Source organism: Sphingomonas sp. Y38-1Y (assembly GCF_032391395.1).
Classification (GTDB): domain Bacteria; phylum Pseudomonadota; class Alphaproteobacteria; order Sphingomonadales; family Sphingomonadaceae; genus Sphingomonas.
Genome location: NZ_CP135916.1, coordinates 2429206 through 2452599, shown reverse-complemented (window position 1 = coordinate 2452599; position 23394 = coordinate 2429206). Strand labels below are relative to the sequence as shown.

Sequence of the window (23394 nt, the reverse complement as noted above, 5' to 3'; positions counted from 1 at the left end):
ATGAGCCATTTCGACGACCGTCGCACCTTTGCGATCATCTCCCACCCCGACGCCGGCAAGACCACGCTGACCGAAAAGCTGTTGCTGTTCGGCGGCGCGATCCACCTGGCGGGCGAGGTCAAGGCACGCGGCGCCGCGCGGCGCGCGCGATCCGACTGGATGAAGATCGAGCAGCAGCGCGGCATCTCGGTGACCAGCTCGGTCATGACGTTCGAGCGGGAGGGCGTGACCTTCAACCTGCTCGACACGCCGGGCCACGAGGATTTCAGCGAGGATACGTACCGCACGCTGACCGCCGTCGATTCGGCGGTGATGGTGATCGACGTCGCCAAGGGTATCGAGAGCCAGACGCGCAAGCTGTTCGAGGTCTGCCGCCTCCGTTCGGTGCCGATCATCACCTTCGTCAACAAGGTCGATCGCGAGGGTCGCCCGGTATTCGAGACTCTGGACGAGATCGCCGAGCTGCTCGCGCTCGACGTCACGCCGATGACGTGGCCGGTCGGCATGGGCGGCGAGTTCGAGGGCATCTACGACCTGGTCGGCAATCGCCTGTTGCTGCCCGAGGGGCCGAGCCGCGAGTTCCAGGGCAAGGTGATCCAGGTGTCGGGCCTCCACGACCCGAAGCTGGACGAGCTGTTGTCGGCGCCGGGTGTCGCCAAGCTGCGCGAAGATGCGGAGCTGGCGATGGCGGGGTACGCGCCGTTCGACGTCGAGGCGTATCGCAACGGCGACCTGACGCCCGTCTATTTCGGTTCGGCGCTGAAGGAGTTCGGCGTCGATGCGCTGATCGGCGCGCTGGCCGAACACGCGCCGCCGCCGCGCCCGCAGCCCGCCGAACCCGCGCCCGTCAGCCCGGCGAACCCGGAGGTGACCGGCTTCGTGTTCAAGGTCCAGGCGAACATGGACCCCAATCACCGCGACCGCATCGCCTTCATGCGGCTGTGCTCGGGCACGTTCAAGCGCGGCATGAAGTTGACGCCCAGTGGGCATGGCAAGCCGATCGCGATCCACTCGCCGATCCTGTTCTTCGCTCGCGAGCGCGAGCTCGCCGACGAGGCGTTCCCGGGCGACATCATCGGCATTCCCAACCACGGCGTGCTGCGCGTCGGCGACACGCTGTCCGAGCGGCCAGGCGTGCGGTTCACCGGCCTGCCGAACTTTGCGCCGGAGATCCTGCGCCGTGTGGTGTTGAAGGATCCGACCAAGACGAAGCAGCTGCGCAAGGCGCTGGACGACATGGCCGAGGAGGGGGTGACCCAGGTCTTCTATCCCGAGATCGGCTCCAACTGGGTGATCGGCGTGGTTGGGCAGCTTCAGCTCGAGGTGCTGCTGTCGCGGCTGGAGGCGGAGTACAAGGTCGCCGCCAGCCTGGAGCCGGCACCATTCGAGACCGCGCGATGGATCTCGTCGGAGGATCCGGCGGCGATGAAGGAGTTCACCGACCTCAACCGCTCGGCGATGGCGAAGGATCGCGACGGCAACCCGGTATTCCTCGCCAAGTCGGCGTGGGAAGTAGGGTATATCGCGGACCGCTACTCGAAGGTGAAGTTCGCGGCGACGCGGGAGCGGTAAGAGCCATCCCCACAAACAGCGTTCGTTTTGAGCGAAGTCGAGAAACGGGGTAAGCGGTACGCCCGATCAGGGTTCTCGACTTCGCCCAAACCGAACGGGTGGGGACAGGAAAGCCTCCCTTACCCCCGTTCGTCCTGAGCCTGTCGAAGGACGTGTCACGACTGCTGCGCTTGCGGCACGTGCTTCGACAAGCTCAGCACAAACGGTGAGAGGAGGCGTCCTGCTTAGGCGGCCTACCGCCCCCCCGTCCGCCGGGTCAGCGCCGCGACGCAGCTTGCGCGGTCGATGGCGCGGCCGTCGCGCTGGCGGGCGTCGACATGGGTGACGACCGGCACGCCGCCGCCCTGCTTGGGATAGAGATAGGCGTCGAGCACGCAGATGCCGCTGCCGAACTGGAGTTTCCGCCCGGTCCCCTCGGTCACCTCCGCATCGGGCGTGCCGAACAGCTGCGTCAGCGCATTGGCGGTCTGGCCGAGCACGCGTTCCAGCCCGACGGTGGTGTAGGTCGGCTTGGCCGGCGGGGGCGGGGGGCTGGCCATCGGCGCGGGCACCGCGGCACAGCCGCCAAGGAGGAGCGCGCCTACTGCCGCCGATCCGATGTGCCTCAACTTTGCCCCCTTCGATGATACCAATGCGTCGCTATCGCCGCGGCCAGCACTGGCGCGACGAGGTTGACGCCCGGTATCAGCAGCAGCGCGGTGCCCGCCAGTCCCAGCATCATCCGCCCGCCGCGCGTCGACCTCCGCCAATCGCGCATCGCGGCTCGCGGATGATGGCGCGCCGCGACCATGTCGCCAAGGTCGCGGCCGAGCAGCCAGCCATTGACGACGAAGAACACCGCGGCCGTGCCTACGCCGGTGACCAGCAGCGCGACATAGACGGGCGACAGCACCAGATTGACGAGGATGGTGCGCGAAGCCGAACCCAGCCCCATCGCCGCGCCACGCGCCATGGCCACGTTGCGGGCGGTCGTGAGCGCGGCGGGATAGTGGCGCCGCTCGACTGCCTCGACCACTTCGTCGGCGAAGATGCCGATCACCGCAATCGCAACCGCACGGAACAGGAGCCAAGAGGCGAGCACCGCGATGACGACTGCCGCCGCGCCCGCCAGCTCGCTCCACCCGCCCGCACCGTAAGCGAGCGCGACGCGCCGCGCGCCCCACCAGAACGCGGCGCCAAAAGCGACGAACAAGGCAGCGGTCAGCGCCAGCGACTTGAAGAGCACGCGTCGGACCGGCGGGTCGCCGAGCTGACCGATCGACAGGGCAAGGTCACGCAGCATCGCCGCCGCTTCTGGCACGCACGGACGGCCAAGCGCCAGCGTTGCTTGCGCCGCCGCCGTCGCGGCGATAACCGCGCGCAAACGCCAGGAGTATGCAATTGACCGAAGCCACCTACGACGTCGTCGCCATCGGTAACGCGATCGTCGACATTCTCGCGCAGGCCGACGACGCCTTCCTCGCCCAGGAGGGCATGGCCAAGGGATCGATGCAGCTCGTCTTCTCGCCCGAGGCTGCTGCCGCGCTCTATGGCAAGATGGGGCCGGGTCGCGAGATTTCCGGCGGTTCGGCGGCGAACACGGTTGCGGGCATCGCCGCGCTTGGCGGCAAGTGCGGCTTCATCGGCCAGGTCGCCGACGACCAGCTGGGCCAGGTGTTCGCGCACGATATCCGCGCGCAGGGCGTCCGCTTCGACACCGCATCGCGCGCAGGCGAGCCGACGACCGCGCGCTGCCTGATCTTCGTCACCCCCGACGGGCAGCGGACGATGAATACCTTCCTGGGCGCCTCGCAGTTCCTGCCCGAGGCGGCGCTGGATCGCGCGATGATCGAAGCGGCGGCGATCCTCTATCTCGAGGGCTACCTCTGGGATCCCGAGGAACCGCGCCAGGCGATGCGTGCGGCGATCGAGGTGGCGCGGGGCGCCGGCCGCAAGGTCGCGTTCACGCTGTCCGACACCTTCTGCATCAGCCGCCACGGCGACGATTTTCGCCGCCTGCTCGCCGACGGGCTGATCGACATCCTGTTCGCCAACGAGAACGAATTGCTCGCGCTGGCGCAGGTCGAGGATTTCGATGCGGCGGTCGATCAGGTCGCGGCGCAGGTGCCCGTGCTCGTCGTCACGCGCGGCGAGCATGGCGCGATCGCGATCGCCAATGGCGAGCGCGCATCGGTCGCGGCCGAGCCGATCGAGCGGCTGCTCGACACGACGGGCGCGGGCGACCTGTTCGCCGCGGGCTTCCTCCACGGTCAGGCGCAGGGCCGCGACCTGTCCACGTCGCTGCGGATGGGTGCGCTGTGCGCGGCCGAGATCATCTCGCATTACGGTGCACGTCCCGAGGTGGACCTGAAGGCGATGATCGCGCAGAAACTCGGATGAGGCGGACGGGGGAGAGGGCGATGCGCGGGCTGATCTGGATCGCGGCGTTGCTCCTCCCCGCACCGGTGGCGGCGCAGTCAGTCGAGGCGCGGCTCGACCGGTTCTTGGCGAACCGTCCGGTGATCGACGGGCACAACGATCTCGCCTGGGAACTGCGCGAGAAATACGGGTCGGCGCCGGAGCGCGTCGACCTTTCCACAGATACCGCGCGGCTCGATCCGCCGCTCCAGACCGACCTGCCGCGGCTGAGACGCGCGGGCTATGCCGCGCAATTCTGGTCGGTGTGGATTCCGGCGACGGAGGCGGGGCCGAAAGCGGTCGAGACGACGCTGGAGCAGATCGACCTCGTCCGCCGGATGGTCGCACGCTATCCCGACCGCATGGTGCTGGCGACCACTGCCGCCGACATCGAAGCGGCGCGCAAGGCCGGGCGGATCGCCGGGCTGATCGGCGCCGAGGGCGGGCACCAGATCGACGGCAATCTGGCGGTGCTGCGCCAGTACAAGGCGCTGGGCGTCGCCTATCTGACGCTGACCCACACGAAGAATGTCGGCTGGGCCGACAGCGGCACCGACGTGCCCGAGGTGCGCGGACTGACCGACTTCGGGCGGCAGGTGATCGCCGAGATGAACCGGATCGGCATGATCGTCGATCTCAGCCATACCTCGTCGGCGACGGCGATGGCGGCGATCACGGCGTCGCGCGCGCCGGTGATGTTCAGCCACTCCAACGCATTCGCGGTGAACCCGCACCCGCGCAACGTGCCTGACGACGTGCTGCGCGCGGCTGCGGCCAAGGGCGGGATCGTCATGGTCAACGTCTATCCCGTCTTCGTATCGGCCAAGGTCCGCGGCTGGCAGGCGGAGAAGGCGGCGGAAGAGGCGCGGCTCAAGAGTTCGCCCGCGGGACTGTTGCTGGGCGAGCCGGCGGCGGCGGTCGAGGCGCGGATGGCCGAGTGGGTCGCCGCGCACCCGATGCCGCGCACCACCGCGGCCGACGTCGCCGACCATGTCGAGCATATCGCGCGCGTCGCCGGTCGCGATCATGTCGGCCTGGGCGGCGATTATGACGGGATCAGCGGGACGGGACCGGAGGGGATGACGGGCGTCGACGGCTGGCGGCTGCTGTTCGCCGAGCTGATGCGGCGCGGATGGAGCGATGCCGACCTCGCCAAGCTGGCGGGCGGCAACATGCTGCGCATGATGCGGGCGGTGGAGGCAGCGGCGAGAGAATAGTCGCGCCGAAGAACCGCCGTGAAATCAGGTGCCTCCTGGTGGCGATTAGACAGCGCCGAAGAGATGAGGTTCAATCCCCAAGTCGAGTTGAACGACTCGACTTATACGGGGGGAATCTTGATGGCTATTCGTATCACGGCGCTTGGCGCTGCGTTGTTCTGCGTGCTTCAGACGGGGGCGCTGGGCCAGACCGCACCGGCGCCGGCACCGAGCTTCCCGACCAAGGCCGAGCGCGTGGCGGATGTGCGTTACCTGACGATGGAGACGCTGGTCGCCAAGCCGAACTCGCGGTTGTGGACGATCATCAGCAAGCACTTCATGCCCGCGGCCAAGGTCGCCGGGGTGCCCGCGCCGATCGTCTATCACACCGAAACGGGCAAGCCGTCGACGATCGTCATCACCCCGCTGAAGGGTGGCACCGACGATCTCGGCTGGTCGGCGACGGCGGACGACGTCCGGTTCATGGCGGCGCTGGCCAAGCAGGAAGGCGGTCAGGACAAGGCGATGGCGCTGTTCAAGGAATATAACGACAGCATCGAGAGCCGGACGCGCGAGCTGGTCCACGAGCACACGAAGTAAGCTTGAGTTCGGGGGGGAGCGAAGGGCGCTCCCCCGCCATTCGGATCAGGCGGTGGCCGTCAGCTTGGTGCCGACGACGCCCACCACGATCAGCGCGATGAAGCCGAGCTGCGCGACATTGACCTTCTCACCGAACAGCCAGATGCCGAAGATCGTCACGCCGACCGCGCCGAGCCCCGTCCAGACCGCGTAGGCGGTGCCCGCGGGCAGGCCCCGCATCGCCAGCGCGAGCAGCCCCATGTTGACGAAGCTGAGCACGATCGGAACGATCGAGGCGGACCAGCTTGCCTGCGTCGCTGCCCATTTCAAGCTCAACGCCCAGATGATCTCGGTGACGACCGCCACGCCGAGGATGAGCCACGCCATGTCGGCGTTCTCCTATGCAACTCGGGCTCGGAAAGGAGGCGGCGGCCGGAAACCCGCAAGAGGCCGCGCGCGGCTGCGCCTAACCGATCGGGTGCACCGGGTCTAGCGCCGGGCGACCTTGCGGCCGGTCCAGACGCCGAAGGCGATGCCGAGGAGCGCGAACACGCCATTGGCGATCAGCGCGCCCTTGATGAGCGGCAGGCTGCCCGTCGATCCGGCAAACAGCGTGAAGCCGAAGATCAGGCCGGCGGCGATCCAGAGATAGGTCGAGCGGGCGAGGACGATGGCGTTGTTCATGCGCGATGCTCCTGACAAGCAGCGCGACCTTACGCCTTTTCTCCCCTCCCCGGAAGAGAGGGGGCAGGTTGAGCTCACCCGGCCGCTTCCGCTTCCCTCAAATGCGCGGCGATCAGCGGATTGCCGGGGGCGAGCAGCGCGGCCTTGCGGAAGAGGTCGCGGGCACCGCCGGTGTCGCCCGTCGCCAGCAGCGCTGCGCCGTAGGCGTCGGCGACGGCGGGGCTTTGCGGCTGGAGCGCATAGGCGGCCGCGGCGTACTCGGCGGCGCGCGCATCGTTGCCGAGGCCGAGATGCGCGAGCGTCAGCTCGGCAAGCAGCCCGGCGTCGCGGTCGCCGACACGCAGGCGCAATTCCTCCAGGGTCGCGGCGGCGGCGGCATAGTCCTCCGCGGCAAGCTGCCAGTGCGCGGAGAGACGCAGGGCGGCGACGTTCTGCGGATTCTGCGACAGGAACAGCGCGAGCGCGTTCGCCGCTTCCTGCCGCTTGCCGGCAAGGTCGAGCGCCTCGACCAGCCGCATCGCCGCGGGCTCGTCGAAGCGGAGCGCGGCGGCGCTGGCATAGGCGGCCGCAGCGTCGGCGGGGCGCTTGCCCATCATCCAGACGTCGCCGAGCAGCATCTGCGCGGCGGGGACGCCGGGATTGCTCTCGGCCAGCGCGCGCGCCTCGGCAAGCGCCTGCGGGCCGTCGGCGGCGGCAATCAGGCCGCGGATCAGCGCGATACGCTCGCCCGGCGGACCGCTGGCGGCGCGGGCACGAAGCACCTGGAGCCCGTCGTCGGGACTGAACGCGGCGCTTTCCGTGGCAGCAGGCACGGCGGCGCGATCGAGCAGCCGGGCGGCGATTTCCCGCGCGCCGATGCGCTCGTGCGCGCGCGCGCTCAGCGCCAGCGCATAGCTGTCGGCATCGCCGCGGGCGACCACGGGGGCGAGCACGTCGATCGCATTGCGCGAGGCATCGGAGCGGAGATAGGCGGTGGCGAGGAGCTTGCGCGCGGTCAGGTTCATCGGCTGGCGGGTGACGAGCGTGCGGAGCGTCGCGATCGCCTGTTCCTGTTCGCCGGCCTGAAGGTCGAGGACGCCGCGCAGCAGCATGACGCCCGGCATGCCGTCGATCGCGCCGTTGGTATGGTCGAGCACGTCGCGGGCAAGCTCGAACTTGCGTGCGCGGGCGGCGAGGACGGCCTGGAGGTAGAGTGCCTGCGCGCTTCCCTTGCGGACCTGAGTCGCGCGGCGGAGCGCGGCGAGCATGTCGCGCGTGCGACCGACGTCGCCGAGCGTGGCGGCATATTGGATGAGCGCGGCGTGGTTGCGCGGATCGCTGGCCAGCGACCGCTCGAACCAGGGGAGCGCGGCGACAAGGCCATATTGGTCTCGGACCAGCTCGCCGCGGAGCGCCAGCGCATCGGTCGACCGCGGGGCGGCGGCGACCGCACGCTCGCTCGCGGCGATCGCGCCGGAGACGTCGGCGGCGGCGCGGCGGGCGCGCGCGAGCGCAAGCCATGCGGTGCCGTCGGCCGGGCGCGCGGCGACGGCGCGATCGAGGATCGACAGCGCCTCGCCATGCCGGCCGGTGCGGGTCGCTAGTTCGGCGCGGACGAGATCGGCCTCCGCCGCGTCGCGCGGATCGGCGGCGGCGAGTTCGGCGGCGGCGCGCTTGGGATCGCCCATCAGCATCATCGCGCGCGCACGAAGCGCGCGGGTGCGGCGCATGTCGTATCCGACCGCCTGCGCGCGATCGAGCGACGCGCCGGCGCCGAGCCCGTCGTCGAGCGCCAGCTGCATCCGGGCGAGGCCCACCTGCGCCTCCCCCCAGTTGGGATCGGCGGCGACCGCATCGCCCGCTGCGGCGCGTGCGGCGGAGGGGTTGCCAGCCTTCAGCAGCGCCTGCGCCATCGCCAGCGACTTCTCGGCCGCCGGACGATCGGCGCGGTCGGGAAGGAGCCCGCGGATGCCGAGCGTGACGACGCCGAGCCCGAACAGCGCGATGACGCCGATAACGATGCGGCGGCGCCAGCGCCGGCGAAGGCTGCGGCGGCTGGTGGGCTTGGGATCAGGGCTGGAGGTCATAGGCCTTCATCAAGTCATAGAGAGTGGGCCGGCTGATCCCGAGCAGGCGGGCGGTGCCGGAGATGTTACCCTCGGCATGGGCCAGCGCCTGTCGGATCGCGGCGCGGTCGGCCGCTTCTCGCACGGCGCGGAGGTTGATCGGCAGCGCGGGCGCGCCGTCGCCGGTCAGGTCGAGATCATCGGCGGTGACGTGGCTGCCATCGGCCATGATGACCGCGCGCTTCACCCGGTTCTCGAGCTCGCGCACGTTGCCGGGCCAGCCCCACCCCTCGATTGCGGCGATCGCGTCGGGGGTGAAGCCCTTGACCGGCAGCTTCATCGCGTCGGCGTGGCGCTTGAGGAAGTGGCGGGCGAGAAGGACGGCATCGCCCGACCGCTCGGCGAGCGCGGGGATGCGGACGATGATCTCGGCCAGGCGGTAGTAAAGGTCCTCGCGGAAGCGACCGTCGGCGACCATCGCGTCGATGTCCTGATGCGTCGCGCAGACGATGCGCGTGTCGACGGGGATCGCGCGGCGCCCGCCGATCCGCTCGATCACGCGCTCCTGAAGGAAGCGGAGCAATTTTACCTGAAGCGGCAGCGGCACGTCGCCGATCTCGTCGAGGAACAGGGTGCCGCCCGCGGCCTGCTCGATCTTGCCCTCGGTCGTCTTGACTGCGCCGGTGAAGGCGCCCTTTTCGTGACCGAACAGCTCGCTCTCGAGGAGCGTGTCGGGGATCGCGGCACAGTTGATCGCGACGAAGCTGCCCCTGGCGCGCGGGCTCGCGTCGTGGAGGCTGCGCGCCAGCACTTCCTTGCCCGTGCCGCTGGCGCCCAGCAGCATCACCGAGACGTCGGCGCCCGCCACCCGCTCGATCATGCGCGTGACCTTGAGCATCTCGGGCGCGGCGGTGACGAGGCCGGTGACCGTGTCGCCGCGCGCGGCAAGGCGGCGGTTCTCCGCCTCCAGCGCATGGACGTGAAAGGCGCGCGCGACGATCAGGCCGAGCGCGTCGATGTCGATCGGTTTCGAATAGAAGTCCCACGCCCCCTCGGCGATCGCGCGACGCGCGCTCTCGCGCTCGCCATGGCCGGAGGCGACGATGACCTTCAGGTCGGGCTTGAGCGCGAGCATTTCCGCCAGCGCGGCAAAGCCTTCGCTGACGCCGTCCGGATCGGGCGGCAGGCCGAGGTCGAGCGTCGCCACCGCAGGCTCCTCGGCGCGCAGCAGCGTCAGCGCGGCGGCACGGTCGGCGGCGATCAGTACTTCATAGCCGTCATAGGCCCAGCGGAGTTGCCGCTGGAGGCCGGGATCGTCCTCGACGACGAGTAGCTTGGGAAGGGGGGCGCTCATGCCGCGCGCTCCATGCTGGTTGCGGCGGGGAGCGTCAGGCGAAAGCGGCTGCCCTCGCCCTCGCGGCTCGACACCTCGATCCCGCCGCCCATCGCCAGTGCGATCGCGCGCGCTTCATAGGCGCCGATGCCGAAGCCGGTCGCCTTGGTCGAGGCGAAGGGGCGGAACAGGCGATCGCGGACGAAGGCGGCGGACATGCCGCAGCCACGATCGATCACCTCGGCGACGACGCGATCGCCCTCCCGCCGCACCGCGACGCCGACGGGTTCGCCGGGCGGGCTCGCCTCGATCGCGTTCTGGAGGAGGTGGCGGAGCACCTGGGCGGCGCCGGCAGGATCGGCGAGCGCCAGCGCCTCGGCATCGCCGGTGACGACGACCGGATGGACGAGCCGCCGCTCGGCCGCGAGCGCTTCAGCCACCGCGAGCAGCGCGACCGCGCGCGGGCTTTCGGGGCGCGGCGCCTGGGCCGGCGAGAGGCGAGCGACGAGCTCGTTCATCCGCGTCGCCGATTCCTTGAGCGTCGCGACCATGTCGGCGCGAAACGCAGGGTTGTCGGCATGGCGTTCGGCATTGCGCGCGACGAGGCTCAATTGGCTCACCAGATTCTTGATGTCGTGGAGGATGAAGGCGAAGCGGCGGTTGAACTCGTCGAAGCGCTCGGCCTCGGCGAGGCGCGCCTGTGCCTGTTGTTCGGCGATGGTGCTGGCGGCCTGGCGTCCGGCGACCTTGAGGAGGTCGAAATCCTCCCAGTCGAGCGCGTTCGGCAGCGCCGGCCGGGCGAGCACGATCGCGCCGGCAAGTCCTCCGGGATGAGGAAGGGGCACGATCACCCAGGCCTCGTCGAGGTCGCGCAAGGCCTCTGGCACGGCGTCGGCGTCGATCGAGGCAGCGCCGGCGCGAACGGCGTCGAGTTCCATGATGCGCCCGGTTTCGGCCAGGTGGCGGGCAAGCGTGCCGTCGTCGATGTGCTGCGGCAAGGGCGGGCCGTCCCAGCGCCAGTCGGCGGCGGGCGCCAGCGCGTCGCCCGAGCAGGTGAGAAGAACGCCGCCTGGCGCCTCCAGCAGGTCGGCGAGCGCGCGGGTGACGCGGGCGCCGAGTGCCTCGTCCTCGCCGCGGTGGCCAAGCGTCTCGGTGAAGCGCATCCATTCGTGGCGATAGTCGTAGCGGTGGCGGAACAGGTGCTTGGCCGCCTTGACGCGCAGCCACGCGCGCGCCCGCGGTGCCGACAGGATCGCGAGCGCGGCGGCGGTGGAGCCGAACACGAAGGCGGTCTGGAGCACGCGCGCATGGTCGCCGCCGAACGCCGCCAGTCCTTCGGTCACGCCCGCGAAGATCGCGAAATAGCTGAGCACGGCGAGCAGCGAGAGCGACTGGACCGCGACCGCGCGGGAGAGCTGGACGGGTCGGTCGCCCTCGCGCTGAAGGTCGGCGGCGAACACCCCCGCGACCGCGACCATCACCGCGCCGCGAGTGGCGAGCATCGGCGCGGGCCAGCTCGCCGTCGCCCAGGCGAGCGTCAGCAGGTTGACGTCGACCAGCCACATCGCCGCGATGCCGAGCGCCGCCGCCCGGCCGCTGGCGGAAAGCGAGCGCGCATGGGCATGTTGGACGAGGACGAGGCCGGCGACGGCGGCGAGCAGGCGGAGGACGACCCCCGCCTCGGCCAGCACGTGCGCGATTTCCAAATCGCGGATCATCGCGCCGCCCGACCCGACGAGCCCGCCGAGCACGAAGACCGATGCGACGGCGACATGCGACGCCGCGCTCGACCGGCGCGCCGTCAGCACGCCGCCATGCACCTGCATCCGCCACAGAAAGCCGAGCCAGGCGAGATTGCGCGCCGCTTCGGCAAGCCGGGTCACGCCGTCCGCGCCGCCCAATCCTGCGACGGCGAGCGCCCAGATGGCGGTGACGGCGAAGGCGAGCGGCAGCGCGCGCCCGCGCCGCCGCGAACGCCAGCTCCAGAACCCGAGCGCCGCGAACAACAACGCGGCGAGCGCGTGGCTCCAGAGCGTCAGGAGTGCGGCAAGCCCCTCCGCCATGGCTGCCTCAGCGTGCCCCTTCGGGCCAGAGCACCACGCGCAGCGTCTGGAGCAGGATCAGCACGTCGAGAAAAGGCGAGTAGTTCTTGGCGTAGTAGAGGTCGTATTCGAGCTTCTGCCGCGCATCCTCGATCGAGGCGCCATAGGGATAGTTGATCTGTGCCCAGCCGGTAATCCCCGGCTTCACCATGTGCCGCTCGGCGTAATAAGGCAGCTTCTGTTCGAGATCGTCGACGAACTGCGGTCGTTCGGGCCGCGGGCCGACGAAGCTCATCTCGCCCTTCAGCACGCTCCAGCATTGCGGCAGCTCGTCGATCCGCGTCTTGCGAATGATGCGGCCGATGCGGGTGATGCGCGGATCGTCCTTCTCGGCCCAGACGGCGGTGCCCGCGACCTCTGCATCGATGCGCATCGAGCGCAGCTTCACGATGTCGAAGCCCTGATTGTAGAGGCCGACGCGGCGCTGGCGGTAGAAAGCGGGTCCCTTGCTGTCGAGCTTCACCGCGAGGGCGGTCAGCACGATGACGGGCAGCGCGAGCGTGAGGAGCAGCAGCGACGCGCCGATGTCGAACAATCGCTTGAACGCGCTGGAGAACATGCGGCCCGACGAGAAGCCGTCCGAGAAGATCAGCCAGCTCGGATTGACGCTGTCGAGGTCGACGCGGCCCGTCTCTCGCTCGAGAAAGGTCGAGATCTCGTTGACGTGGACGCCGGTCGTCTTGATGCGGACGAGGTCCTTGAGTGGAAGTGCGTTGCGGCGCTCCTCCAGCGCGAGCACGACTTCGCTGGCGTTCAATAGGACGACATGGTCGGACAGGTTGTAGATCGCGTCGCGCGAGATCGCTTCGGGGATGACGCGGTTGCTCTCGCTCATCGCGACGAAGCCGACGACGACGAAGCCGGCGCCGGGCTGGCGCGCGAGCTGCTTGATGCGTTCGGCGCGCGGGCCGGCGCCCAGCACGACGACCCGGCGTTTGAACACTTGTCCGCCCAGCGTCTTGCCGATCAGCAGGCGCAGCACGAACATCAGCGTGAGCGCGGCGAGCATCGCGTAGAGGAGGTTCGAGCGCCAGAAGGTGATCGTCGGCAGGAGGAAGAAGACCACCGACAGGAAGATGGTGCCCAGCGACACCGCGACGATTAGCCGCGCGGTGGCGAACCGCATCGAGGTGAGCGCGCGCGGGCTGTAGGCGCCGACCGCCACCATCGCGAGCATCAGGCTGACCGCGAAGCTCAACAGCTGTGGCAGGCGGGTGACGATCGGCTGGAGGTCGAAATCGAGCTGGTGGATGCGCAGCTGCCACCCGAACTCCGCCGCGGCGAGCAGGCAGAAGAAGTCGAGCAGGCCGAGCAGCAGCACCGCATTGGGTACATAATGCTTGAACAACCGGATCATCGCGCGCGTCCCCGCCGGCCGGGTGTAAGGAATGCCGACATGGGGGCGGTGTTGCATCAATTGACGAAGAAAAGCTGAACGATGTCTCGCTCGCGGATGGTTCCATCTGCGCGGTCATGCGTTTACCCCCCGAAACGATCGCCGTTCGGCGACCGAAGGGGAATATCGTCGATGCTCGGAACCAAGCTGATCGTGCCCGTCATCCTGTCGGGCGGATCGGGAACGCGTTTATGGCCGATGTCGCGGCCGGAGTTACCCAAGCAGTTTCTCGCCCTGACCGCCGACGAAACGATGCTCCAGCTGACCGCGCGCCGCACGGACGCCGGCGAGCGCTTCGCGCATCCGATCGTCGTCGCCAATGCGATGCATGCCGACCAGATCGAGGGGCAGCTCGACGAAGCGGGCGCGTCGGCTGCGGCGCTGATCCTGGAGCCGATGGGGCGGAACACGGCGCCCGCGATCGCGCTCGCGGCGCTGGCGGCGGAGGATCCGGCGGCGCCCTTGCTTGTCATGCCGTCGGACCATGTCATCGCTGACGTGACCGCCTTTCATGAGGCGATCCACCTCGCCTTGCCGCTGGTCGAGGACGGCTGGCTGGTCACGTTCGGGATCACGCCGGACGCGCCGGAGACGGGCTATGGCTATATCCAGGTCGGCGAGCCGCTGACCGAAGGTGTCCACCGCGTCGCGCGCTTCGTCGAGAAACCGCCGCGCGACGTGGCGGAGGCGATGGTGGCTTCGGGCGACCATGCCTGGAACGGTGGCATCTTCCTCTTTCGTGCGGACAAGTTCCTAGACGCGCTGTCGGTGCATGCGCCCGAGATGCTGCATGCCGCGCGGCAGTCGATGGACAAGGCGGTGCGCGAGGGCGCGCGTATCTGGCCAGACCATGACGCCTTTGCCGCCTCGCCATCGGACTCGATCGACTATGCGGTGATGGAGAAGGCCGAGCGCGTCGCCGTGGTGCCGGTGACGATGGGGTGGAGCGACGTCGGCAGCTGGGACGCGCTGCACGCGATCAGCGACTGCGACGAGGGCGGCAACGTCTGCCGCGGCGACGTGGTGGCGATCGACACGCGCGGCTGCCTGGTGCGCGCGGACGGCAAGCGCGTGGCGCTGGTCGGCGTCGAGGACCTGATCGTGGTGGCGAGCGGCGACGACGTGCTGATCCTGCCGCGTGGGCGCAGCCAGGACGTCAAGAAGTTGCTGGAGGCGATGAAGCGTTGATGGTGGGTTAGTGGGCCGCGTGCGGCGCAAGCTTGCCGCGATCGAGGGCGAGCGGCGCGCCGCGGCCGAAGCGGCGCCGCCGCCCGTTTGCGCGCTATGCGGACGGCCACTCGGCGCGAAGGTCGAGTGGCATCATCCGGTGCCGAAGGCGGAGGGCGGGACGGTGACGGTGCCCGTCCACCCGATCTGTCACCGGGCGATCCACGCGGCGCTCACCAACGCGGAGTTGGCGCGGCAGGGCGGGGACATGAGCGACCTGGCCCAGCATCCGGCACTCGCGAAGTTCCTGGCCTGGGTGGCCGACAAGCCCGCCGACTTCCACGCGCCGACGCGGCGGGCGAAGGGGCGAGGGGAGCCGTCTGTGTGATGGCTGATCGGACGTCATCAGAGGTCCGACCGATACACCAAGGAAAAGAAGACGGTTCACGCAAAGGCGCAAAGGCGCGAAGAGTGGTCGTGCTTTGCCGCGCAGCGGCTTCACCTCTACCGTTCTACCACCCGGCAAGTCGTCGATCGGGGCCGCTACGCGGCAAGTTCCGCAGCCCCTTCGCGCCTTCGCGCCTTTGCGCGAACCACCTTCTTCCTTCTGCCTCGTCGAAGAAGCGTCCTGAATTGAGGTCGAGGCGACCATCTCCACGTCGGTTCGGGAAGCCCCAGCAGTGGCTCAGGCCGCCGCCTTCTTCCGCTCGCCCAGTTCCTCGTTGAGCATCTCGGCCAGCAAGAAGGCGAGCTCGATGCTCTGACCCGCGTTCAAGCGCGGGTCGCAGTGCGTGTGGTAGCGGTCGGCGAGTGCCTGCTCGCTCACTGCGATCGCGCCGCCGGTGCACTCGGTGACATCCTGGCCGGTCATCTCGGCATGGATGCCGCCGGCGTGCGTGCCCTCTGCGCGGTGGACGGCGAAGAAGCCGCGCACCTCGGCGAGGATGCGATCGAACGGCCGCGTCTTGTAGCCGGTCGCTGCCTTGATCGTGTTTCCGTGCATCGGGTCGCAACTCCAGACGACCGAATGCCCCTCGCGCTTCACCGCGCGAACGAGCGCGGGCAGGTGCGCCTCGATCTTGTCGTGGCCATAGCGGGTGATGAGCGTCATCCGCCCGGCGACGCGTTGCGGGTTGAGCGTGTCGAGCAGGCGGAGCAACGCGTCGGGCTCGAGGCTCGGCCCGCACTTCATGCCGATCGGATTGCCGATGCCGCGGAGATACTCAACATGCGCCGAGCCTTCGAAGCGCGTGCGGTCGCCGATCCACAGGAAGTGGGCCGAGGTGTCGTACCAGTCGCCGGTCAGCGAATCCTGCCGCGTCAGCGCCTGCTCATAGGGGAGCAGCAGCGCCTCGTGGCTGGTGTAGAAGTCGGTGCGCGAGAGCTGGGGCACCGTCTCGGCATTGATGCCGCACGCTTCCATGAAGTCGAGCGCCTCGCCGATCCGATCGGCGACGTCGGCGTAACGCTGTGCCCAGGCGCTGCGACCCATGAAGTCGAGCGTCCATTTGTGGACCTGGTGGAGGTTGGCATAGCCGCCCTGCGCGAAGGCGCGGAGTAGATTGAGCGTCGCCGCCGATTGCGAATAGGCGCGCAGCAGCCGGACGGGATCGGGGACGCGACCCTCCGGCGTGAAGGCGATGTCGTTGACGTTGTCGCCGCGGTAGCTGGGGAGTTCGACGCCGTCGATGACCTCCATCGGCGCCGAACGCGGTTTGGCGAACTGACCGGCCATGCGGCCGACCTTCACCGTCGGCAGCTTGGACGCGAAGGTGAGGACGACCGCCATCTGGAGAATGACGCGGAAAGTGTCGCGGATGTTGTTCGGGTGGAACTCGGCGAAGCTTTCGGCACAGTCGCCGCCCTGAAGCAGGAACGCATGTCCCTCCGCCACGCGGCCGAGTTCGGCGGTGAGCTGGCGCGCCTCGCCCGCGAACACGAGCGGCGGAAAGCGGCCGAGCTCGGTCAGCGTCGCGTCGAGCGCCGCCTGATCGGGATAATCGGGCATCTGCCGCGCTTCGGCCGACTGCCAGCTTGCGGGGGACCAGCTACCCATTGCACTCTCCATGTTGCGCGGCGTGACGAACCAGTCGGCATGATGGGCGATGCCGTTCGCCGCGATCTGATTGACGATCGGCGCGGCGGCACGTTTGCCGTCTTCTTCCCAGCCCTGCACGGTGCTGCCCGGCGCCCCGTACCAGGTACCGAACGCCGCACGGCTGATGCCGCGCTGCTCGCGAAAACGCTTGATCTTGATGCCTGCCAACGTCGTCATGGCCGCGCCTTACGCCAACTGGGTAAGCGCATCAACCCGGAAAGGGTAAGCGGTAAGCTTTGTTTCTGCGGTGGCTTGTGCAGCGCAACAAAGCGAGTCAGCATGCAACCGACACGAAGCTGAAACATTGTCGGGGGCGAATGGGGGACACACGCGCGTTCGATGAAATCTGGGGCCATGGCGGGCCGGTAAACCCGCGTGAGCCGCTGGCGATGCTGGCCAACTGGATTGCCGACACCCCGCGTGAGGAACTCGCCCGCCGGCTGGAAGCAGCGGAGAACACGTTCCGACAGCTCGGCATTACCTTTGCCGTCTATGGCGATCGCGATGCGGCCGAGCGGATCATCCCTTTCGACATCGTGCCCCGCGTGTTCCTGGCGGACGAATGGGCGCGCCTGTCCGAGGGACTGGTGCAGCGGGTCGAAGCGATCAACGCGTTTCTTGACGACATCTATGGCGAGCGGCGCATCCTGAAGGACGGTGTGCTGCCGCCCGACATCATCTTCCGCAATCCGCAGTTCCGGGCCGAGGTGATCGGCATCCGCCCGCCGCACGGCATCTGGGCGCATATCTGCGGCATCGACCTGGTGCGCACCGGGCCCGACGACTTCTTCGTGCTCGAGGACAATGCGCGCACGCCCTCGGGCGTCAGCTACATGCTCGAAAATCGCGAGGCGATGATCCGGCTGTGTCCCGAGCTGTTCCGCTCGTTCCGCGTCGCCGCGGTCGACAGCTATCCCGACCGGCTGCACGAGACGATGCGATCGGTCGCGCCGGCCGGAGCGGGAAGCCGGCCGGTCTGCGTCGTGCTGACGCCCGGGCATTTCAACAGCGCCTATTACGAGCACAGCTTCCTGGCCGATTCGATGGGGATCGAGCTGGTCGAGCCGGCCGATCTGGTAGTCGACGACGACATCGTATGGATGCAGACGATCGCCGGGCGGGTGAAGGTCGACGTCATCTATCGGCGGATCGACGACGACTTCCTCGACCCGGTCGTGTTCAGGCCGGATTCGCTGCTCGGCGTACCGGGCATCATGTCGGCGTATCGCGCGGGCAACGTCACGCTGCTCAACGCGCCCGGCAACGGCATCGCCGACGACAAGGCGATCTACAGCTACATGCCGGAGATCGTCCGATACTATTCGGGCGGGGAGGCGAAGCTGCCGAACGTCGAGACCTATCGCTGCCGCGAGCCGCAGGCGCTGAAATATGTGCTGGAGCGATTGCCCGAGCTGGTCGTGAAGCTGGTCGACGGATCGGGCGGTTACGGCATGCTCGTGGGGCCAACGGCGACCCGCGACGAGATCGAGCAGTTCCGCGCGGCACTGATCGCCGAGCCGCATCGCTATATCGCGCAGCCGACGCTGGCGCTGTCGACGGTGCCGACGCTGACGGAAAAGGGCCTCGCGCCGCGGCATGTTGATTTCCGCCCGTTCGTGCTGACTGGGCGCAACGGCGTTCAGGTGGTGCCCGGCGGTCTGACCCGCGTGGCGCTCAAGGAAGGATCGCTGGTCGTGAATTCCAGCCAGGGCGGGGGGACGAAGGACAGCTTCGTCCTGCTGCCCGAAGCGCGGCAGATGCAGGCGATGGGCGGGATGTTCCAGCAACAGGAGCTGGGGTCGTGAGGGGCGGTGTTAAAATCCTCCCCTACAAGGGGAGGGGGACCAGCCGCAGGCTGGTGGAGGGGTGTCGCCGCAGGCGATGCGCTCGAGGCCAATACCCCTCCACCATGCTGCGCATGGTCCCCCTTCCCCTCCGGGGGAGGATCTGAGATGCTGATGCTCTCTCGGACCGCGGCGTCGCTCTATTGGCTCGGGCGCTATGTCGAGCGCGCCGATTTCGTCGCGCGGCTGGTCGAGGCGACGGTGCGGCTCGATGCGCTCTCCGCCACCCCAGCGGGCGAGGCGGCGTGGGAAAGCGCGCTGCGCGTCACCTATACCGACGAGGCATTCGCCGCATCCGGCGCGCAGCCCGACCAGACCAATGTGGCGCGCTTCCTGACGATCGACAGCGGCCATGGCGGCTCGATCGTCCGCTGCCTCGACATGGCGCGCAACAATGCGCGCGCGGTCCGCACCGCGCTGACGCGAGAGGCGTGGACCGCGATCAACCGCGCGTGGCTGCTGTTCAACTCGCGGATGCGGCCGGGCAACGCGATGGCGACGCTGAGCCTGGTCGAGGCGGTCAAGGCCGAGACGCGCGGGTTCGAGGGCGCGATCCTGCGGATGATGCGCAACGAGGCGGTGTGGCTGATCCGCCTGGGCTCGGCGATCGAGCGGGCCGACAACACCGCGCGGCTGGTCGACGTCAAATACCACCTGCTGTTGCCGGAGGGCGAGCCGGTCGGCGGCATCGTCGACCGCGACCAGTGGACGACGATCCTCCAGACCGTGTCGGCGGTCACGGCCTATCGCTGGCTCTATTCGGAAGGACTGCGGCCGAATCTCGTCATCGACCTCTTGCTGACCCGGCCCGAGCTGCCGCGGTCGCTGGCGGCGTGCGTCGAGGAGACGGTCGAGATGCTGAACCTGCTCGGCAAGCGCACGGGCCTCCAGGGCGGCGCCGACCGCATGGCGCGCGCGCGATTGGCGCGGATGCACAAGACGCGGACGCCCGAAGTGATCGTCGGTGGCCTTCACGAATGGCTGGGCGCGTTCATCGCGGAGAACCTCGCGCTCGACCGTGCCATCGCCCAGCAGTTCCGGTTCATCTGATGCGCATCATCGTCGAACATCGTACCCGCTATCGCTTCAGCGAGCCGCAGACGCGGCTGGTCCAGCTGCTCAGGATGACGCCGGACGACACCGACGACCAGACCGTCGTCGCCTGGTCGATCGACGTCGATTGCGACGCGCGGCTGCGCGAGAGCCGCGACGGGCTCGGCAACCGCCAGGCGATGCTTTATGCCGAGGGGCCGCTGGAGGGGATCGAGATCAGCGTCCGCGGCGAGGTGCTGACCGGCGACCCGCATGGCCGCGTCCACGGTACCGCCGAACCGCTGCCGCCCGACTTCTACCTGCGCGAGACCGACCGCACGATCGCGGGCGAGGCGCTGACCGCCTTCATGCGCGAGGCGGCGGTCGGCGGCGATGCCGAAGCGCGGATCGACGCGGCGGCGCGCGCGCTGCGCGATCGCTTCACCCTGGCGGCGAACGGTGAGGAACTGCGCGACGCCGCGAGTGCGTTCGACGGCACGGCGGCGAGCGGGCGCGAACTGGCGCAGATGCTGGTCGCCGGGCTTCGCGCGATCGACATCCCGGCGCGCTATGTCAGCGGCTATCAGCAGCATGAGGGCCGCGACTGCGCGCCGCATGGCTGGGTCGAGGCGCATGCCGGCGACGCGGGGTGGATCGCGGTCGACCCGTCCGAAGGCGCGCGGGTCGACGAGCGCTATGTGCGCGTGGCGATCGGGCTCGACACCGTGGGTGCGGCGCCGGTCGCCGGATCGCGGCTGGGCCACGGCGAGGAGATGCTCGACGTCGCGCTGATCGTCGAGCAGGCCGGCGGCGAATAGCCTCAGCGTTCGGGCGGCAGCGCCCGTTCCCGCGCGATGAAGCGGTCGATCTCGTCCTCGAAGGTCGATAGCGGCACCGATCCCATGCCGAGCACGGTGTCGTGGAAACGCCGGATGTCGAAGCGGTCGCCCAGCGCCTTCTCCGCCTTGGCCCGCATCCGCCGGATCGACAGCTCGCCGAGCTTGTAGGCGAGCGCCTGGCCCGGCCAACTGATGTAGCGGTCGACCTCGTTGGCGATGTCGAGCGGGGCGAGCGCGGTGTGCTGCGTGAAATAGTCGATCGCCTGGCTGCGCGTCCAACCCTTGGCATGGATGCCGGTGTCGACCACCAGCCGCGCGGCGCGCCACATCTCGAACGTCTGGCGGCCGAACTCCTCGTACGGCCCCTCATAGATGCCGAGCTCCTTGCCCAGCCATTCGGTGTAGAGGCCCCAGCCTTCGCCATAGCCGGAAAAATAGGTCTCCTGGCGAAAGCGGGGTCGCTCCGGCGCTTCGAGCGCGACGGCGGCCTGGAAGCTGTGACCGGGATTGCACTCGTGCAGCGTCAGCGCGGGAATGTTGTAGAGCGGCCGCTGGGCCAAGTCATAGGTGTTCATCAGGCACGCATCGAGCCCGCCGCGACCCGAAGTATAGATCGGCGCGATCTCGTCCGGCACGGGGAGGATGGTGAAGCGATAGCGGGGAAGGGTGGCGAAATTGTCCTTGAGCTTGCCGTCCATCTTCTTGACGACATAGGCCGACAGCGACAGCAGCTCTTTGGGCGTTCGCGCATAGAAGCGCGGGTCGGTTCGCATGAACTTGAGGAACTCGGGAAAGCTTCCGTTGAAGCCCGTCTCCTTCATCGTCGCCTGCATGTCGGCGTCGATCCGCGCGACTTCCTTGAGGCCGATCTGATGGATCTGGTCGGGCGTGAGATCGAGCGTCGTGTATTCGCGGATGCGGTCCTGATAGAAGCGCCGCCCGTCCGGCAGCGACTGCGCGTCGATCGTCCGCCGCGTCTTCGGCAGATACTCGGTCCGCATGAAGGCGAGGAGCTTGGCATAGGCGGGTGCGAGCGTGGTCGCGATCACCTGGCGCGCTTCGGCCTGGAGCGCGGTGCGCTCGGCCAAGGGGATCGAGGCGGGCATCTCGGCAAAGGGCTTGAAGAACGGGTTGGTCTCGCCCGCCGCCGCGAAGGGCTCGATCGTCTTGTCGCGGCCGGTGGTGGTGACGCTCGGCACGCTGTAGCCGCGCGACAGGCCGGCGCGCATGTTGGCGATCTGCTCGTCGAAATAGCGCGGCACGTCGCGCATCCGGCCAAGATAGCGGCGATAGTCGATCGTGCGCGCATAGGGGCGGCGGGGGCTGAGGCCGGTCCAGAAGAAGCTGTCGCTGTTGAACGGCGCTTCGTAGGTCCGGTACTCGATATTGTTGACCTGCTCCCACAGATAGGTGCGGAACACCGCGTGGTTCATCCGATCCTCGTCGCTGAGGCCGGCGACGGGGATCGCATCGACCTTGGCGAGCATGTCCTTCCAGTACGCCAGGCGGCGCTGGTAGGCGGCGGGCGTGACGCTGGGCAGGTGATCGTCGGCGGAGGGCTCGCCGGGCTTGGCATCGGCAAGGTCGGCGAACTCGCGCGACCGGAACGCCCATTCGGCATCGTACAGCGCCTTGAGCCGCGGATCGGGCGTCGCCGCTGCCGTCTGCGCGGCGAGCGGCGCGACCGCCACGGGCAACGTTGCCGAGGCGGCGGCGAGCAATAGGAAGCCGAGTTTGCCGATCACCGAAGCCGCTCCTGCATGGAAAGAGCCGGGAAACGACGGTACGGCGCCCGCGAAGTCAAGCGGTTGCGCAGGCGCAAGTTCGAGGATTGGCTGGGGCGGGAGGATTCGAACCTCCGAATGACGGTACCAAAAACCGTTGCCTTACCACTTGGCGACGCCCCAGCAGCGCCCATCGGCGAGCGCGCGCTTATAGCGGCGCGCGGGCCGGTGAAAAGGGGATTTCAGAGGATGCGGCGAACCCAGCCATGCGGGTCGGGCGCCTGCTCCTTCTGGATCGCGACGAGCTGGTCGCGAAGCTTGCTCGTCAGCTCGCCCGGGCCGCCATTGCCGATGCGGAAGTCGCGCGTGCGGCCGCGCACCCGGCCGATCGGCGTGACCACCGCCGCGGTGCCGCAGGCGAAGCTTTCGCGCAGCCGCCCGCTCGCCGCATCGGCCTCCCACGCGTCGATCGTGTAGGGCGCCTCTCGCACGGTCAGGCCCATGTCGCGGGCGAGCGTCAGGATCGAATCACGGGTGATGCCGGGCAGGATCGTGCCGGTGAGCGGCGGCGTCTGTACCGAGCCGTCGTCGAACACGAAGAAGGTGTTCATGCCGCCCAGTTCCTCGACCTGCGCGCGCTCGACCGCGTCGAGGAACACGACCTGGTCACAGCCTTCGCGGATCGCCTCGGCCTGAGCCTGGAGGCTGGCGGCGTAGTTGCCGCCGCACTTGGCCGCGCCGGTGCCGCCGGGGGCCGCGCGGGTATAATCGTCGCTGATCCAGACGGTGATCGAGGGCGCACCGCCCTTGAAATAGGCGCCCGCCGGCGAGGCGATGACCATGTAGAGATACTCGGCCGAAGGCTTGACGCCCAGGAACACCTCGCTCGCGATCATGAAGGGGCGGAGATATAGCGAGCTGCCCTCGCCCGAGGGGATCCAGTCGCGGTCGGCGGAGACCAGCGCCTCGATCGAGGAGAGGAACAGTTCCTCCGGCAATTCGGCCATCGCCATGCGCCGCGCCGAGTCGGCGAAACGGCGGGCGTTGGCGTCGGCGCGGAACAGCGTCACGCCGCCATCGTCGGTGCGATAGGCCTTGAGCCCCTCGAAGATTTCCTGCGCATAATGGAGCACCGCGCAGGCCGGATCCATCTGAAGCGGCGCGCGCGGCTGGATCGCCAGATCGTGCCAGCCCTTTTCGGCGTTCCAGCGCGCGACCGCCATATGGTCGGTGAAGACCCGGCCGAAACCCGGGTTCTCCAGCATCCCCGCGCGCGTCGTTGCATCGACCGGGCTCGCATGGCGTTCGAGCGGGAAGGTCGGCGTCTCGTCAAGCGTCAGGGTCATCGCGGGCATGTCCAGGCCAGAAGGTTGCGGGACGCTAGGA

Annotated in this window: 20 protein-coding genes and 1 tRNA gene; 9 read left to right on the top strand and 12 right to left on the bottom strand. The window is 68.8% G+C overall.

What is annotated here, in order from left to right:
- The gene (locus RS883_RS11635; RefSeq protein WP_315760357.1) at positions 1 to 1572 is read left to right on the top strand and encodes a peptide chain release factor 3; all 1572 of its coding nucleotides are present in this window, start codon (positions 1 to 3) and stop codon (positions 1570 to 1572) included.
- A 233-nt stretch (positions 1573 to 1805) separates the two neighbouring features.
- Here the strand turns inward: RS883_RS11635 and RS883_RS11630 are convergent, their stop codons facing one another.
- Positions 1806 to 2180, bottom strand: a complete 375-nt coding sequence (locus RS883_RS11630; RefSeq protein ID WP_315760356.1) for a hypothetical protein — start codon at positions 2178 to 2180, stop codon at positions 1806 to 1808.
- Positions 2177 to 2935, bottom strand: a complete 759-nt coding sequence (locus tag RS883_RS11625; protein ID WP_315760355.1) for an EI24 domain-containing protein — start codon at positions 2933 to 2935, stop codon at positions 2177 to 2179. The genes RS883_RS11630 and RS883_RS11625 overlap by 4 nt, the downstream gene beginning before the upstream one ends.
- Positions 2936 to 2952: 17 nt before the next feature.
- Between RS883_RS11625 and RS883_RS11620 the strand changes: the two genes are divergently transcribed.
- The 3 genes from RS883_RS11620 (at position 2953) to RS883_RS11610 (ending at position 5765) form a co-directional block, all read left to right on the top strand.
- On the top strand, positions 2953 to 3951 hold the full coding sequence (locus tag RS883_RS11620; protein WP_315760354.1) for an adenosine kinase: 999 nt from the start codon (positions 2953 to 2955) through the stop codon (positions 3949 to 3951).
- A gap of 20 nt (positions 3952 to 3971) precedes the next feature.
- Positions 3972 to 5186, top strand: coding sequence for a dipeptidase (locus tag RS883_RS11615; RefSeq protein ID WP_315760353.1), 1215 nt, complete (start codon positions 3972 to 3974; stop codon positions 5184 to 5186).
- A 120-nt stretch (positions 5187 to 5306) separates the two neighbouring features.
- Positions 5307 to 5765, top strand: coding sequence for a hypothetical protein (locus RS883_RS11610; protein ID WP_315760352.1), 459 nt, complete (start codon positions 5307 to 5309; stop codon positions 5763 to 5765).
- A gap of 45 nt (positions 5766 to 5810) precedes the next feature.
- Here RS883_RS11610 and RS883_RS11605 read toward each other — a convergent pair whose 3' ends face one another.
- From RS883_RS11605 to RS883_RS11580, 6 genes are all read right to left on the bottom strand, one after another.
- On the bottom strand, positions 5811 to 6131 hold the full coding sequence (locus RS883_RS11605; protein ID WP_315760351.1) for a multidrug efflux SMR transporter: 321 nt from the start codon (positions 6129 to 6131) through the stop codon (positions 5811 to 5813).
- 102 nt (positions 6132 to 6233) lie between these two features.
- Complete coding sequence (locus RS883_RS11600) at positions 6234 to 6428, bottom strand: hypothetical protein (RefSeq protein ID WP_315760350.1); 195 nt, start codon at positions 6426 to 6428, stop codon at positions 6234 to 6236.
- 74 nt (positions 6429 to 6502) lie between these two features.
- The gene (locus tag RS883_RS11595; RefSeq protein WP_315760349.1) at positions 6503 to 8494 is read right to left on the bottom strand and encodes a tetratricopeptide repeat protein; all 1992 of its coding nucleotides are present in this window, start codon (positions 8492 to 8494) and stop codon (positions 6503 to 6505) included.
- Positions 8478 to 9827, bottom strand: a complete 1350-nt coding sequence (gene prsR / locus RS883_RS11590) for a PEP-CTERM-box response regulator transcription factor (protein ID WP_315760348.1) — start codon at positions 9825 to 9827, stop codon at positions 8478 to 8480. The genes RS883_RS11595 and prsR overlap by 17 nt, the downstream gene beginning before the upstream one ends.
- Positions 9824 to 11869: an XrtA/PEP-CTERM system histidine kinase PrsK gene (gene prsK / locus RS883_RS11585; RefSeq protein ID WP_315760347.1), complete on the bottom strand. Its 2046-nt coding sequence runs from the start codon at positions 11867 to 11869 to the stop codon at positions 9824 to 9826. The genes prsR and prsK overlap by 4 nt, the downstream gene beginning before the upstream one ends.
- 7 nt (positions 11870 to 11876) lie before the next feature.
- Positions 11877 to 13265 (bottom strand): TIGR03013 family XrtA/PEP-CTERM system glycosyltransferase, encoded by a 1389-nt coding sequence (locus RS883_RS11580; protein ID WP_315765097.1) that lies wholly within the window; start codon positions 13263 to 13265, stop codon positions 11877 to 11879.
- Positions 13266 to 13502: 237 nt separating this feature from the next.
- Between RS883_RS11580 and RS883_RS11575 the strand changes: the two genes are divergently transcribed.
- Together RS883_RS11575 and RS883_RS11570 are read left to right on the top strand one after the other, a co-directional pair.
- Positions 13503 to 14492, top strand: a complete 990-nt coding sequence (locus tag RS883_RS11575) for a mannose-1-phosphate guanylyltransferase (RefSeq protein ID WP_315765095.1) — start codon at positions 13503 to 13505, stop codon at positions 14490 to 14492.
- A 40-nt stretch (positions 14493 to 14532) separates the two neighbouring features.
- Complete coding sequence (locus tag RS883_RS11570) at positions 14533 to 14859, top strand: HNH endonuclease (protein ID WP_315765094.1); 327 nt, start codon at positions 14533 to 14535, stop codon at positions 14857 to 14859.
- 297 nt (positions 14860 to 15156) lie between these two features.
- On the opposite strand, the gene RS883_RS11565 is transcribed toward RS883_RS11570, so the two are convergent.
- Positions 15157 to 16746, bottom strand: a complete 1590-nt coding sequence (locus RS883_RS11565; protein ID WP_315760346.1) for a class II 3-deoxy-7-phosphoheptulonate synthase — start codon at positions 16744 to 16746, stop codon at positions 15157 to 15159.
- 140 nt (positions 16747 to 16886) lie between these two features.
- Here RS883_RS11565 and RS883_RS11560 point away from each other — a divergent pair, with 140 nt between their 5' ends.
- The 3 genes from RS883_RS11560 to RS883_RS11550 all read left to right on the top strand — a co-directional run bounded on the left by RS883_RS11560 (position 16887) and on the right by RS883_RS11550 (position 20263).
- Positions 16887 to 18374: a circularly permuted type 2 ATP-grasp protein gene (locus tag RS883_RS11560; protein ID WP_315760345.1), complete on the top strand. Its 1488-nt coding sequence runs from the start codon at positions 16887 to 16889 to the stop codon at positions 18372 to 18374.
- 153 nt (positions 18375 to 18527) lie between these two features.
- On the top strand, positions 18528 to 19463 hold the full coding sequence (locus tag RS883_RS11555; RefSeq protein WP_315765091.1) for an alpha-E domain-containing protein: 936 nt from the start codon (positions 18528 to 18530) through the stop codon (positions 19461 to 19463).
- Positions 19463 to 20263: a transglutaminase family protein gene (locus RS883_RS11550; RefSeq protein ID WP_315760344.1), complete on the top strand. Its 801-nt coding sequence runs from the start codon at positions 19463 to 19465 to the stop codon at positions 20261 to 20263. The genes RS883_RS11555 and RS883_RS11550 overlap by 1 nt, the downstream gene beginning before the upstream one ends.
- Before the next feature lie 2 nt (positions 20264 to 20265).
- Here RS883_RS11550 and RS883_RS11545 read toward each other — a convergent pair whose 3' ends face one another.
- The 3 genes from RS883_RS11545 to RS883_RS11535 form a co-directional block, all read right to left on the bottom strand.
- Positions 20266 to 22029, bottom strand: coding sequence for a DUF885 domain-containing protein (locus RS883_RS11545; protein WP_409977344.1), 1764 nt, complete (start codon positions 22027 to 22029; stop codon positions 20266 to 20268).
- 87 nt (positions 22030 to 22116) lie between these two features.
- Positions 22117 to 22191 (bottom strand) — tRNA-Gln (locus RS883_RS11540).
- A 59-nt stretch (positions 22192 to 22250) separates the two neighbouring features.
- A complete protein-coding gene (locus tag RS883_RS11535) occupies positions 22251 to 23354 on the bottom strand; it encodes a branched-chain amino acid aminotransferase (protein WP_315760343.1) in 1104 nt (367 codons plus the stop codon).
- Positions 23355 to 23394: the final 40 nt, after the last annotated feature.

What these genes read in the sequence shown, in the direction of transcription:
- RS883_RS11635 (WP_315760357.1), top strand. Translation starts at nt 1, where the DNA reads ATGAGCCATTTCGACGACCGTCGCACCTTTGCGATCATCTCCCACCCC.
- RS883_RS11615 (WP_315760353.1), top strand. Translation starts at nt 3,972, where the DNA reads ATGCGCGGGCTGATCTGGATCGCGGCGTTGCTCCTCCCCGCACCGGTG.
- RS883_RS11610 (WP_315760352.1), top strand. Translation starts at nt 5,307, where the DNA reads ATGGCTATTCGTATCACGGCGCTTGGCGCTGCGTTGTTCTGCGTGCTT.
- RS883_RS11605 (WP_315760351.1), bottom strand. Translation starts at nt 6,131, where the DNA reads ATGGCGTGGCTCATCCTCGGCGTGGCGGTCGTCACCGAGATCATCTGG.
- RS883_RS11600 (WP_315760350.1), bottom strand. Translation starts at nt 6,428, where the DNA reads ATGAACAACGCCATCGTCCTCGCCCGCTCGACCTATCTCTGGATCGCC.
- RS883_RS11595 (WP_315760349.1), bottom strand. Translation starts at nt 8,494, where the DNA reads ATGACCTCCAGCCCTGATCCCAAGCCCACCAGCCGCCGCAGCCTTCGC.
- prsR (WP_315760348.1), bottom strand. Translation starts at nt 9,827, where the DNA reads ATGAGCGCCCCCCTTCCCAAGCTACTCGTCGTCGAGGACGATCCCGGC.
- prsK (WP_315760347.1), bottom strand. Translation starts at nt 11,869, where the DNA reads ATGGCGGAGGGGCTTGCCGCACTCCTGACGCTCTGGAGCCACGCGCTC.
- RS883_RS11580 (WP_315765097.1), bottom strand. Translation starts at nt 13,265, where the DNA reads ATGATCCGGTTGTTCAAGCATTATGTACCCAATGCGGTGCTGCTGCTC.
- RS883_RS11575 (WP_315765095.1), top strand. Translation starts at nt 13,503, where the DNA reads ATGTCGCGGCCGGAGTTACCCAAGCAGTTTCTCGCCCTGACCGCCGAC.
- RS883_RS11565 (WP_315760346.1), bottom strand. Translation starts at nt 16,746, where the DNA reads ATGACGACGTTGGCAGGCATCAAGATCAAGCGTTTTCGCGAGCAGCGC.
- RS883_RS11560 (WP_315760345.1), top strand. Translation starts at nt 16,887, where the DNA reads ATGGGGGACACACGCGCGTTCGATGAAATCTGGGGCCATGGCGGGCCG.
- RS883_RS11555 (WP_315765091.1), top strand. Translation starts at nt 18,528, where the DNA reads ATGCTCTCTCGGACCGCGGCGTCGCTCTATTGGCTCGGGCGCTATGTC.
- RS883_RS11550 (WP_315760344.1), top strand. Translation starts at nt 19,463, where the DNA reads ATGCGCATCATCGTCGAACATCGTACCCGCTATCGCTTCAGCGAGCCG.
- RS883_RS11535 (WP_315760343.1), bottom strand. Translation starts at nt 23,354, where the DNA reads ATGACCCTGACGCTTGACGAGACGCCGACCTTCCCGCTCGAACGCCAT.